The organism is Skermanella aerolata KACC 11604 (assembly GCF_000936425.1).
GTDB classification, from domain to species: Bacteria; Pseudomonadota; Alphaproteobacteria; order Azospirillales; family Azospirillaceae; genus Skermanella; species Skermanella aerolata.
On sequence record NZ_AVFK01000006.1, the window covers coordinates 16,439 to 29,128 of the forward strand.

Genomic DNA, 12,690 nt, shown 5'->3' on the forward strand with positions numbered 1-12,690 from the left:
TGGATATCGAGCGATGAAGATCATCATCACCGGTGCCGCCGGTTTCATCGGATCGGCGGTTTGCCGGTACGTGCTCAACAACACCGGCGCATCGATCGTCTGCCTGGACAAGATGACCTACGCGGCCCACCCCGATACGCTCCGCGGCATCGTGGACGGCGACCGGGCGGTGTTCGAACATGTCGACATCTGCAACCGGGCCGAACTGGACCGCGTCTTCGCGACGCATGAGCCGGACGCCGTGATGCACCTGGCGGCGGAAAGCCATGTCGACCGCTCGATCGAGGGAGCCGGCGTCTTCATCGAGACCAACGTCGTCGGCACCTATCACCTGCTGGAAGCCACCCGCAAGTACTGGTCCGCCCTGCCGGACTGGCGCCAGGGGGCGTTCCGCTTCCATCACGTTTCCACCGACGAGGTCTACGGCTCGCTGGGCTCCACCGGCCTGTTCACGGAAGAGACGGCCTATGCGCCCAACTCGCCCTATTCGGCGAGCAAGGCCTCGGCCGACCATCTGGTCCGGGCATGGCACCATACCCATGGCCTGCCGGTCGTCGTCAGCAACTGCTCCAACAACTACGGGCCGTTCCATTTCCCCGAGAAGCTGATCCCGCTGATCATCATCAACGCGCTGGAAGGCAAGCCGCTGCCGGTCTACGGCAATGGGGAGAACGTGCGCGACTGGCTGTTCGTCGAGGACCACGCCTCGGCGCTGTGGCGGATCGTCACCGCCGGCAAGGTCGGCGAAAAGTACAATGTCGGTGGCAACGCCGAGCGCAGCAATCTTCAAGTCGTCCACGCCATCTGCGACGCGCTGGACGAGATGCTGCCGGTGGCGAAGCCGCGCCGCGAACTGATCGCCTATGTGACGGATCGTCCGGGCCACGACCTGCGCTACGCCATCGACGCCTCCAAGATCAGGCGCGAGTTGGGCTGGGAGCCTCAGGTCACGTTCGAAACAGGCCTGCGCCGGACCATCGAGTGGTTCCTGGGCAACCAGGCCTGGTGGCAGCCGCTCCGCGCCGGCGTCTACGACGGCCAGCGTCTGGGCCTGGGGGCGGCACCGCAGCCGCTCCGCCGGCTGGAGGCCGTGGCATCGTGAGCGAGGGGAGCCAGGCGAGCACGCGGACCATCCTGGTGTTCGGCAGCCAGGGTCAGGTAGCGACGAGCCTGCGCGAAGCGATCCTGCCCGCAGGCTGGACCGTCCGCACCGCCGGCCGTGCCGAGGGCGACATAGCCGTCCGGCGTGACGTGGACAGGATCGTCGCGGCAAGCGGCGCCGCCGTCGTGATCAACGCCGCGGCCTATACAGCCGTGGACCGGGCGGAGAGCGAGCCGGAAGCGGCCATCGCGGTCAACCGCGACGGAGCGTCCCACGTCGCCGAGGCCTGTGCCCATGCCGGCGCACCGCTGATCCACCTGTCCACCGACTATGTGTTCGACGGGCGTGCGGTCGGCCACGCCTACCGCGAGGACGATCCGATCGCCCCGGTCAGCGTCTACGGCGCCAGCAAGGCGGAAGGCGATCAGGCGGTGCGGGACGCCGCACCACGCCATGCCATCGTCAGAACCGCCTGGGTCTACAGCCCGCACGGCCAGAACTTCGTCAAGACCATGCTCCGCCTGGGCCGGGAGCGGCCGGAGCTGGGCATCGTTGCCGACCAGCACGGCTGCCCCACCGCCGCCGCCGACATCGCCGGCGCGCTGGTCGCCATGGCCGTGCGCATGGTGGAACCCGGCGCCGGCAGCGACCTGTACGGAACCTTCCATTTCAGCGGCACGGGACCGACCACATGGTACGGTTTCGCCCAGGAGATCTTCAGGCTCGCCGCCCGCCATGGACATCCGGCACCGCTCCTGCGGCCGATCGCCACCACCGACTATCCGACGCCGGCCGCACGCCCCGCGAATTCGGTGCTGGACTGCGGGCGCCTGCACGCGGTCTACGGCATCGCCGCCCCGGCTTGGCAGGACAGTCTCGCACCCTGTGTCGCGCGGCTTTGTGAAACCTTAGTGGAGCCAGTGACATGAAAGGCATCATCCTGGCCGGCGGCTCCGGCACCCGGCTCTATCCGGTTACCCACGTCGTCAGCAAGCAGCTCCTGCCGGTCTACGACAAGCCGATGATCTATTATCCGCTCAGCACCCTGATGCTGGCGGGCATCCGTGAAATCCTGATCATCACCACGCCGCACGATCAGCCCCAGTTCAGGGGACTGCTGGGAGACGGCAGCCAGTGGGGCATCGAGCTGACCTATCAGGTCCAACCTTCTCCCGACGGACTGGCGCAGGCCTTCATCATCGGCAGGGACTTCATCGGCGGCGACAGCTGTGCCCTGATCCTGGGCGACAATATCTATTACGGCCACGGCTTATCCCAAAAGCTTCAGGCTGCGGGGGAAAGCGGCAGGGCGGGCGCCACGGTGTTCGCCTATCTCGTCGGAGATCCGAACCGCTACGGCATCGTCGATTTCGATGCGACCGGCCGCGCCATGCATATCGAGGAAAAGCCCGTCAAGCCACGCTCGAACTGGGCGGTTACGGGCCTCTATTTCTACGATAACCAAGTCGTCGACATCGCAGCGTCGGTCAAGCCGTCGGCCCGGGGCGAGCTGGAGATCACCTCGGTCAACGCCGCTTATCTCGATCGCGGCCAGCTCTCGGTCGAACAGCTCGGGCGCGGCTTCTGCTGGTTCGACATGGGCACCCACGAATCCCTGCTGGAGGCTGGCGAGTTCGTCCGGACTATCGAGAAGCGCCAGGGCCAGCGCATCGCCTGCGTCGAGGAAGTCGCCTTCCGCATGGGCTTCATCGACGGTCCCAAGCTTCAGCGGCTGGGTGAAGGCTTGAGCAAGAGCGGCTACGGCAAATACATCCTTTCCCTGCTGGAGGACGCGGCGGCCTGACGGGCCGCACTGCCTGGCGCATCTCGGGCAGTCGATCTTTCCCATCAGCCGGCCGGTTCCCGACGGAAGCGCCGTCCCGGCGTATGGCGGCAACATCCTTATGAAAAATTAACTAGTTCGGCCGATTATCATACATCCGAATGTAAATGCCTTTCCTCCAGCATATGAAGTTGCTAGGTCTTTTGGCATAAAACCATCGCCTGTAGTGAAGCGGATGCATACTGATCAGCCGAAGCGTACCAAGGACCTGATACTCCCGGTCTATACCGATGGAACGGGAGGATGGCCGAAGCCGCTCGTCGCACACCCTCATGAAAATCCTTCCCCGCGCAAGCACGCTCCCCGCCGCAGCGGGCGGCCGGCGAGCCGTTCGCCGGCCTTGGGCAAGAGTTCCGCTTCGCCGGAACACCGATGCGCCCAAAAATCCGCGGGAACACCAATCGCCCTGGTTTGAACGCACACCCGCACTCGTGGCTACCCACTGCCACACGCGCCGACGTGCGGTCGCGGACGCCGAAGCGATCTTGAGGTGATCATGAAGATAACCAGAAAAATTCTGTCGCTATCGCCCGGCTGGCTGAAATCGCCAATTCTCATGATGGCGTCATGGGCGAAATCCCTGCTCGGATCGATCGACTATGCAATCAGCTATGTTAGACGGAACAGTTACATAGTCGATCGGTGGGAAGGCAACAAACCGCTCGCCGCCGAGGGTGGAAAAGTCGTCGTTTTTGTTCACTATGACAGAAGAGGGGTGCTGCACGACTTCGTCGAGTTTCAATTGACCAAGCTGGTGGAAAACGGCTTCAGGATCATCTTCGTCAGCAATTCTCCAAAACTGCTTGCCGACGCGGTGGATCGTTTGATCCCCCTTTGTGCGATCGTCGTGCGGCGGCGCAACGTCGGCTATGATTTCGGCGCCTACAAGGAAGGTATTTCCTTGATACCGGATATTGCGAAGCTCGATGCGCTCATCCTGGCAAATGACAGCGTATACGGTCCACTTCAGGAACTCTCCGGCGTCATCGGAGCGATGGATGCCGATGTCGCCGATATCTGGAGCATCACCGACAGCTGGTCCTTCTCCTTTCATCTGCAAAGCTATTTTCTTCTGATCCACAAAAAAGCCCTGGCCCATCCGCAGTTCGAGAAGTTCTGGTCGGAACTCAAGTATCTCCAGACAAAAGATTGGATAGTCCAGATCTACGAGGTTGGGTTCACGCGTCAGCTCAGAAGGGCCGGCCTGCGCTGCCGCGCCGCCTACCCCTATCGTCAGGCAGCCGAAGCGGTCGTCGATACGATCAGGCGGTACCGGGTTCTGGAAGTCGATCAGGCTGATAGGTCCACCGGCATCAGTCTTGCCAAGGCATTCCAGGCTGAATCGAGACGTGAAATCATGATCGACCCGGTTCAGCGGAATTACCTGATCATGCTTTTTCACGCGATCAACGCCGGGATTCCATTGAACGGAACGCATTTCTTCTGGGACTACATGATCGATCACATGCGGTGTCCCTTCATCAAGCGCGACCTGCTTCAACAAAATCCCGCTGAAGTTCCATACCTGATCTATTGGGAACGCGTCATAAACAACGTCAGCGACTATGATACCGATTTGATCGTTCAGCATCTCGAGCTGACGCTTCGTAAGCGCAGCATCTAATGCCTTCGGGGGCGGAACCTGACGGAGCTTCACCTGAATACGTGAAGCGTACAAGCACGGCTGGTGACGACCCTCATGGAAAGAAGCGCTCCTGGCGGGACTTCGTTCCATCCACGATTTGCCGTGCCCCAGCCTTCGATTCAGAAAAGAAGCCCATGGCCGCCGAAGCATCTTTCCTTCATGCGCTATCGCAGTCCGATCTGTTCGATGGATTTCACCGCCGGCAAGGTTTGGACGGTTTGCTTCCCGGACTGCTGACGGTAGCCGGTCTGGCGGCCCTGTGGTTCACAGTCTGCCTCATGACCCTGGTCATGCCTCCATTCCAGAATCCGGACGAACCGGCTCATTTCCTACGGGCGGAGCAGATCAGCCGCGGACATCCGATCGGGTATCGTTATTCGGAGTTTCGAAGCGGCGGCGCAACGGAAATCGGTATCCGGGCCGCCTATGGCCCGTTCTCCCCGGTTTTCAGCAACCGGGAAAACAAGTTCACCAGCGGCATGCTCGCCCAGGCGGGCATGGCTCATTGGAGCGGGGAACTGGTCGAACAGCATTTCCCCAATACCGCCGTCTACCCGCCTTTCTTCTACCTGCCGTCGGCGATCGGCATCCTGATCGGCAAGGCGGCCGGCCTGTCGATCGTCGATACGCTTTACCTGTCCCGGCTGCTGAGCGGCCTCTGCTCCATGGCGCTTGGCACGGCCGGCACCCTCTTGGCCGGCAGGGCGGCGCCGTTGCTGCTCGCCGTGCTGGCTCTGCCGATGGGGCTTTCGCTTATGGCATCGGTATCACAGGACGGTCCGATGATCGGCCTTGCCGCCCTGGCAGCGGCGATTTCCGTGCGCATGGTCCAGAACGGCGCTCCACCCTTCCGGCATGCCGTGGCCGTCCTGACGCTGGCGCTGGCGCTGATCGCGACGGCGCGGCCGCCTTACGCGGCTTTCGCCCTACTGCCGCTGGTCCTGCCCGGTGTGGCACCGGCTGCGCGCCGGCTGAGCGCGCTGACGATTTTCGGCCTGACCGCGGCGTGGGCTGGCCTTGCCGCCGTCATGGCACAAGTCGTCATGGAGCGTTCGGACGTCATGCCCGATGCGGTCCTTCAGGTGCGCCTGCTGCTCGACGATCCGTACAGGATCGTCTCGGTAGCATTCGCCACCCTCTCGGGAAGAGGCTTTGGCTACCTGAACGAATTCGTCGGCCAGCTCGGCTGGCTCGATGTCGGGATCCCGCGCTGGTTCCACAAGCTCGCCTGGATCGTCCTTGCCGCCGGATTGCTTGGCGGCCTGTCGCAGGCCGGCAGGTGCCCGCAAAACTCCCGTTGGAGCTGGATCGCCGTCGCCATCATCGCACTTGGAGGATCGGCGGCAGGCATCTTCGGCATTCAGTACCTGACCTGGACAGCGCCCGGCGATGTCATGGTGGACGGCGTTCAGGGCCGTTACTTCCTCGTTCCCGCCCTGTTATTGGCCACTCTTCCGCCAGCCGTCGCAATTTCCGGCGACCGGACCACCGGCCTCGCCCGGCTGTCATGGCTGGTGGTGACGGCGTTTCCATTGGTGACCTCACCTGTAATGGTATGGCAGGTGCTGTCTCGCTACTATCTTCAGTCCTGACGCCCCGGATGCCTTGGCCATCTCAGTAAGGCCACCGCGCTCCTCAGCCGGTCTCCGGCCGAAATCCCGGCGTACCGATCTTAGCCTTTCAATCAGGGATATGATTCTGTGAAACACGGACCGAACATCCTCACCGACATGGACGTAGATTGGTCGATCGATTTTTACACGAAACTTAATCGATACATAGTTGTCAGAGGCTGGATACACTGCCCGGATCGAGTCCTGGCGAAACTGTACCTGCGCGACATGATGGGAAATGTCATCGAGGCTTCCAAGATCAACATGTATTATCCTTCGGCACAGGTTGCGCCGGATATCGGTTTCGAAATCGATTATCTGTTCGATGAAGTATTCATTCCAGGTTTCTCGATGAAGGCCGTTTTCGAAGACGGCTCCACTTTCTTCCTGACTTCCGGCGAAGCCGAACAGCGTTTCCTCAAGCGCAACCCGGCCAACCACCTGATAAACAAGTTCATGTCCATGATCGAGCCGGATGAGTTCAAAACGGTACTGGATATCGGATCGCGCGCCAGATCCGGCCGAAACTACCGTGGATATTTTCCTGCCAAGAAATATATCGGCCTGGATATCATGGACGGTGAGAATGTCGATATCGTCGGCGATGCCCATAACCTGAGCAAATATGTTCCTTCCGGCTCCATCGACGTAATATATTCCAACAAGGTCTTCGAGCACTTGTTCATGCCTTGGAAAGTCGCTCTCGAGATGAACAAAGTCATGCGGCCCGGGGCATTGGCGCTGATCCAGACCCATCAGATGCTCGGCATGCACGATATGCCATGGGACTTCTGGAGGTTCTCGGGAGATGCCTGGTCGGCCCTGTTCAACGAGAAGACCGGCTTCAGGATCGTCGACAAGGTCCTCGCCTACGAAATGGTTCCGATACCCTTCTATTATCTCGATCAGTGGAAAGACGTAGAAAGCAGTGCCGGGTTCGCCGAATCGGCTGTGCTGGTCGAACGGACCGGAGGCTCGCACCTGTCCTGGGACGTTCAGCTCGATGACGTGATCAGCAACTTCTATCCGGAATGAGGGAACAAGGAAGGTAGATCCCCTTCTAGAACAGCACTCCGGCGATCCCCTTCATCCCCGGCGGCCCCCTTCATCATTGCGGAAACGCTGGACCCGGCGGGGTGGTGCTTCGGCATCGTTCCGGCTGCCGGCGCACTTGCCCGCTTCACGGCTGGATCAGGCCGGGGCGGCTGCGCCCGGCAGGATGCCGGCATGCAGGCCGTGAATGAGCGAAACGTGGCGGGGCAGGCAGACCGTGCGGAGGTCGTAGCGTTCGACGACGGTCCTGCGTGCCCGGTCCCGGAGCTTCCGCGCCCGGTTCGGTTCGTCCAGGATCTCGTCGACCGCATCGGCGATTCCCGGCGGCGAGAAGAAGTCCACCAGCAGCCCGTTTTCTCCGTCCCTGATGATTTCCTGGACCGGCGCCGTGCGGGAACCGATGACCGCGCACCCGGCCGACATCGCCTCCACCATCGACCAGCTCAGGACGAAGGGGTAGGTCAGGTAGACGTGCACGGACGATACCTGGAACAGCGATATCAGGCTCCGGTATGGCAGCTTCGGAAAGAAGTGGACCCGGGAGATGTCGAGCCCCTGCCCCACCTCACGCATCATGACCTGTCTCCAGGACGAGCCGTCCAGGGGCGCCCGGCCATAACTTACGCCATCGCCGCCGACGATCACGGTATGGAGACGCGGGCGCCGCTTCTGGATGAGGGGAAGAGCGCGCATGAAGCTGTGAAAGCCCCGATACGGCTCGAGGTTCCGGTTCACGAAGGTCAACACCTCGTCGGTATCGCCGAGGGCGAACCCCCGGTGATCCAGATGGATCCGCGCGCCGGCACGTGGGCGGACGAAATCCGTGTCGATGCCGTCGAAGATCGTCGAGATGCGGTTCCGATAGGGTGCCGGATGCTGGCTGTGCTGCCACGCGGTCGGTGCTACTCCCCAGTCGAAACTTTCCAGGCTTTGCAGGATGACGCCGTTCTTGGTGCGGACCCGGCAGATATCGTCGAAGGTGATGGGAAACTCGGGATCGAATCCGACGTCGCTGCCGGACGGCCGGTAAAAGAATTCGAAGAAACCAAGGACCTTGCTGTCGGGGAACACATCCTTCAGGTACAGGCCATCTCCCCATCCGGGATGCACGCAGATGACATCCGGAACGAACCCTTCGCGGCGGAGGTCCATCGCCACTCGCGCGACACGCTGCCCGCGCCTCACGCCGGCTTCGAATCCGCGGATATAGTGATGGGTGGCCGGCGATGCACCGGCGGTGGTGGGGTATCGGATCAGCCGAATGCCCTGGGACGATTCGGCCGGCTCGACCTTTTCCTGAGCGCCGATGGCCACGACTTCGTAGTCGGGGCGTCCGGCGAAATGCTCCACGAGGTGCTTGTACTGGCCCGGAAAATTCGGATGGATGAAGAGAAGGCGCATCAGCCTTCCACCCCCCGCTTGTGTCCGACGGCCCACAGGTTGAAGCGGGTATCGGTCCGGACGGTGATGTCCCCGAATCCGGCGGAAGCCAGGGCGCTTTCGAGCGTCTTGGGGGAAAACCCCGTACGGTGGGCCATATGTGTCCTGTTTCGCTTCAGGAGCGCCCGGCAGCCGAACAGGATATCCATGGCGGCTATGGGTCCGGCCGGAGATACGTAGATCGGTTCGTCCAGCCGGTCCTCGGCGATGTACCGGGCGATGCTGACGAGATCGGGCACGGTGATCAGGACGAAGCCGCCGGGTCCGAGCACGCGGTGGAACTCGCCCAATGCCACGGGAACTTCATGCGGATACAGATGCTCGAGGCTGTGCGAAGACCACACCGCATTGACCGACAGCGATCCGACGCCATCCATCGCGGTCATTGTGGCGACGATGTCGGGATTTGCGGCCGGATCGATATCGAGGCGTAGTTCCCGCCACTCCGGACCCCGGAATTCAGGATGAAGCTTCTGCGGATTGCGCCGGCCACAGCCGACATGAAGAACGATCCTGGTCTTGTCCCCGGGCGAGCCGGACGAGAAATGACTTGCTGGCCGGGGAAGCGGCGATTGTGACATTCATCGGTCCAAAGGGAGGGAGGATTAAACCCACGAGATGCTATGACAGTAAGCCGGAACGGGTTGTAAGCTGAAATTCTGAACAATTTCGTAAGAATCGGTCCTGGTCCGCAGTTCACATATCCGGTTAGGTAAAGTCAGGTAGCCCTCGACTAGATTTTCAATCTTTACTGTCATATTTCATCCCGGCATCCTGGCAGACATGCGGGCGTATCAATCTCACAGTTGTAAGTACTGATCGATAGTGGTACCTCTTCTCGAACCTATTGATCTATGCAATTGAGGCTGAGTCATGGCGACGTTACCGGGTGGCGTATATGTGGACGGATCGGGGCTGAGTGACGTCGACCGCGATATTCTGACCAAGGCATTCTCGGATCTGGGGTTTTCGGCAAGTAATCTGGTGCCTGCGTCGGTCGGTGAGTCGGTAGCGCCGGCAGTTGCGGACATCCTCAATGTGGTCGAGCTGACCTCCGCCGGCGGACAATCGTCCACGGTGCTCCCGGACGGCTATCAGGCGGTCGTGGTCGGCGACGTGGGCGACTTGGCGGTATCCGGAAACGACGGCAACAATCTGCTTGCAGGCAGCGGCAGCGCAAATTCCCTTCATGGTGGTGCCGGCAACGACCAGATCTTCGGATTCGGCGGCAACGATACGCTGGCCGGCGGTCTGGGCGACGATACCCTGTCGGGTGGCCTGGGCGACGACCAGCTGGAAGGCGAGGACGGCAACGACACGCTGATCGGCGGCGGCGGGGACGATACGCTGATCGGCGGCGCCGGCGACGACACCTACGAAGTGGACGATGCGGGCACGACGATCACGGAGAGCGCCGGGGGCGGCACCGATACGGTAATCAGCTCGGTCGACCACGATCTCGGCGCCAATGTCGAGAACCTGACGCTGACCGGAACGGCGATCCTCGGCCAGGGCAACGACCTGAACAACGTCATCACCGGAAACGATCAGGACAACTGGCTCGAAGGCGAAGACGGCAACGATTCTCTGATCGGCGGTCTCGGCGACGATACCCTGCTCGGTGGTCTGGGCGACGACAGCCTGACCAGTGGCGCCGGCAACGATTGGTTGGAAGGCGCGGACGGCAACGATACCCTGGGCGGCGGCACGGGCGACGATACTCTCCTGGGCGGTGCCGGCGACGACACCTACCTTGTTGACGGCAGCAATACGCTGGTAGGCGAAGATGCCGGCGCAGGCAGCGACACGGTCAGCAGTTCGGCGTCCTATGCACTCGGCGACAACATCGAGAACCTGACGCTGACCGGCACGGCCTTCCTCGGCCAGGGCAACGACCTGAACAACACCATAACCGGCAACGGCCAGGACAACTGGCTCCAGGGCGAAGGCGGCAACGACACCATCGACGGCGCCGCTGGCAACGACACCCTGTTCGGTGGTCTCGGCGACGACAGCCTGACCGGTGGCGCCGGCAACAACTGGCTGGAGGGCGACGCCGGCAATGACACCCTGGTCGGCGGTTCGGGCGACGACACCCTCCTGGGCGGCACGGGAGACGATACCTACGCCGTCAGCAGTTCCAGTTCGCTGATCGTCGAGCAGGCAGGCGGCGGCACCGACACGGTCAGCAGCTCGGCGTCCTACGCACTGGGCGACAACGTCGAGAACCTGACGCTGACAGGCACGGCCTTCCTCGGCCGGGGCAGCGATCAGGCCAACACCGTCACCGGCAACGGCCAGGACAACTGGCTCCAGGGAGAAGGCGGCAACGACACCATCGACGGCGCCGCCGGCAACGACACCCTGTTCGGCGGTCTCGGCGACGACAGCCTGACCGGCGGCGCCGGCAACAACTGGCTGGAGGGCGACGACGGCGCCGACACCCTGGTCGGCGGTTCGGGCGACGACACCCTCCTGGGCGGTGCCGGCGACGATACCTACGTCGTCGGCAGTTCCAGCTCGCTGATCGTCGAGAACGCGGGCGGCGGCACCGACTCGGTCAGCAGCTCGGCGTCCTATGCGCTAGGCGACAATATCGAGAACCTGACGCTGACCGGCACGGCCTTCTTCGGCCAGGGCAGCGATCAGGCCAACACCGTTACCGGCAACGGCCAGGACAACTGGCTCCAGGGCGAAGGCGGCAACGACACCATCGACGGTGCCGGCGGCAACGACACCCTGTTCGGCGGCCTCGGTGACGACAGCCTGAGCGGCGGCGGCGGCAACAATTGGCTGGAGGGCGATGCCGGCAACGACACCCTGGTCGGCGGTTCGGGCGACGACACCCTCCTGGGCGGTGCTGGCGACGATGCCTACGTCGTCAGCAGCGCCAGCTCGCTGATCGTCGAGAACGCGGGCGGCGGCACCGACTCGGTCAGCAGCTCGGTGTCCTACGCGCTCGGCGACAACGTCGAGAACCTGACGCTGACCGGCACGGCCTTCTTCGGCCAGGGCAGCGGTCAGGCCAACACCGTTACCGGCAACGGCCAGGACAACTGGCTCCAGGGCGAAGGCGGCAACGACACCATCGACGGTGCCGGCGGCAACGACACCCTGTTCGGCGGCCTCGGCGACGACAGCCTGAGCGGCGGCATCGGCAACAATTGGCTGGAGGGCGACGCCGGCAACGACACCCTGGTCGGCGGTTCGGGCGACGACACCCTCCTAGGCGGCACGGGAGACGACACCTACGTCGTCAGCGGTCTCAGCTCGCTGATCGGCGAGGAGGCAGCCGCCGGCACCGATACCATCAGCACCTCGTCATCCTACGCGCTGGGCGACAACATCGAGAACCTTACGCTGACCGGCACGGCGTTCCTTGGACAAGGTAATGCGCTGAACAACGTCATTACCGGCAACGACTCCAACAACTGGCTGGAAGGCAACGACGGCAGCGACACCCTCAACGGCGGAGTCGGCGACGACACCCTGTTCGGTGGTATCGGAAACGACAGTGTACTGGGCGGCACCGGCAACGACTGGCTGGAAGGGGGAACCGACAACGACACGCTGTACGGCGACGACGGCAGCGACACTCTGTTCGGCGGCACGGGTAACGACGTTCTCCATGCCGGAGGCGGCGCCAATCTGGTATTCGGCGGCGCCGGCAACGACGTCATGGTGAACGACGGCACCGGAGCCAACATCTACTGGCTTATCGGCAATGATGGAAACGATACCATCCAGGGGTTCCGCCCGGATTATGACCAGATCGGCATTTCATCCGCGGGAAACAGCGCTTCGGCGCTTGTCTCGGGAGCGAATATCACCGGCGGTTCGTCCATCTTTACCTTGAGCGACGGGACGACCATCACGGTGGAAGGCCATACCGACGTCAAGGAAAGCTGGTTTCATATCAGCAACCCCTGACCCGTAAATCAAACCGACAGATGCCTCCTGGTCCTGACGGAACCGGGAGGCATTTTTCTTTGCA

At 62.4% G+C, this 12,690-nt stretch carries 9 protein-coding genes; 7 read left to right on the plus strand and 2 right to left on the minus strand.

Annotation, left to right across the window (positions count from 1 at the left end; all coding sequences use genetic code 11):
* Positions 1 to 13: 13 nt before the first annotated feature.
* The 6 genes from rfbB to N826_RS09545 all read left to right on the plus strand — a co-directional run bounded on the left by rfbB (position 14) and on the right by N826_RS09545 (position 7,238).
* Positions 14 to 1,102, plus strand: coding sequence for a dTDP-glucose 4,6-dehydratase (gene rfbB, locus N826_RS09520; RefSeq protein WP_044428053.1), 1,089 nt, complete (start codon positions 14 to 16; stop codon positions 1,100 to 1,102).
* Positions 1,099 to 2,031: a dTDP-4-dehydrorhamnose reductase gene (gene rfbD, locus N826_RS09525; protein WP_044428056.1), complete on the plus strand. Its 933-nt coding sequence runs from the start codon at positions 1,099 to 1,101 to the stop codon at positions 2,029 to 2,031. The genes rfbB and rfbD overlap by 4 nt, the downstream gene beginning before the upstream one ends.
* The gene (gene rfbA, locus N826_RS09530; RefSeq protein WP_044428057.1) at positions 2,028 to 2,906 is read left to right on the plus strand and encodes a glucose-1-phosphate thymidylyltransferase RfbA; all 879 of its coding nucleotides are present in this window, start codon (positions 2,028 to 2,030) and stop codon (positions 2,904 to 2,906) included. The genes rfbD and rfbA overlap by 4 nt, the downstream gene beginning before the upstream one ends.
* A gap of 535 nt (positions 2,907 to 3,441) precedes the next feature.
* Positions 3,442 to 4,569, plus strand: coding sequence for a rhamnan synthesis F family protein (locus tag N826_RS39800; protein ID WP_084720621.1), 1,128 nt, complete (start codon positions 3,442 to 3,444; stop codon positions 4,567 to 4,569).
* 155 nt (positions 4,570 to 4,724) lie between these two features.
* The gene (locus tag N826_RS09540) at positions 4,725 to 6,182 is read left to right on the plus strand and encodes a DUF2142 domain-containing protein (protein WP_044428059.1); all 1,458 of its coding nucleotides are present in this window, start codon (positions 4,725 to 4,727) and stop codon (positions 6,180 to 6,182) included.
* A 108-nt stretch (positions 6,183 to 6,290) separates the two neighbouring features.
* Positions 6,291 to 7,238, plus strand: a complete 948-nt coding sequence (locus tag N826_RS09545; protein ID WP_084720623.1) for a methyltransferase domain-containing protein — start codon at positions 6,291 to 6,293, stop codon at positions 7,236 to 7,238.
* Positions 7,239 to 7,394: 156 nt separating this feature from the next.
* Here N826_RS09545 and N826_RS09550 read toward each other — a convergent pair whose 3' ends face one another.
* Positions 7,395 to 8,657: a glycosyltransferase family 4 protein gene (locus N826_RS09550; RefSeq protein WP_044428062.1), complete on the minus strand. Its 1,263-nt coding sequence runs from the start codon at positions 8,655 to 8,657 to the stop codon at positions 7,395 to 7,397.
* Positions 8,657 to 9,277 carry a class I SAM-dependent methyltransferase gene (locus tag N826_RS09555; protein ID WP_044428064.1) on the minus strand — a complete coding sequence of 207 codons (621 nt, stop codon included), beginning with the start codon at positions 9,275 to 9,277 and terminating at the stop codon, positions 8,657 to 8,659. Before N826_RS09555 ends, N826_RS09550 begins: the two co-directional genes overlap by 1 nt.
* A gap of 292 nt (positions 9,278 to 9,569) precedes the next feature.
* On the opposite strand from N826_RS09555, the gene N826_RS42940 reads away from it, so the two are divergent.
* A complete protein-coding gene (locus N826_RS42940) occupies positions 9,570 to 12,626 on the plus strand; it encodes a beta strand repeat-containing protein (RefSeq protein WP_044428067.1) in 3,057 nt (1,018 codons plus the stop codon).
* Positions 12,627 to 12,690 lie beyond the last annotated feature (64 nt).

What these genes read in the sequence shown, in the direction of transcription:
- N826_RS39800 (WP_084720621.1), top strand. Translation starts at nt 3,442, where the DNA reads ATGAAGATAACCAGAAAAATTCTGTCGCTATCGCCCGGCTGGCTGAAA.
- N826_RS42940 (WP_044428067.1), top strand. Translation starts at nt 9,570, where the DNA reads ATGGCGACGTTACCGGGTGGCGTATATGTGGACGGATCGGGGCTGAGT.
- N826_RS09550 (WP_044428062.1), bottom strand. Translation starts at nt 8,657, where the DNA reads ATGCGCCTTCTCTTCATCCATCCGAATTTTCCGGGCCAGTACAAGCAC.
- N826_RS09555 (WP_044428064.1), bottom strand. Translation starts at nt 9,277, where the DNA reads ATGTCACAATCGCCGCTTCCCCGGCCAGCAAGTCATTTCTCGTCCGGC.
- rfbA (WP_044428057.1), top strand. Translation starts at nt 2,028, where the DNA reads ATGAAAGGCATCATCCTGGCCGGCGGCTCCGGCACCCGGCTCTATCCG.
- N826_RS09540 (WP_044428059.1), top strand. Translation starts at nt 4,725, where the DNA reads ATGGCCGCCGAAGCATCTTTCCTTCATGCGCTATCGCAGTCCGATCTG.
- rfbB (WP_044428053.1), top strand. Translation starts at nt 14, where the DNA reads ATGAAGATCATCATCACCGGTGCCGCCGGTTTCATCGGATCGGCGGTT.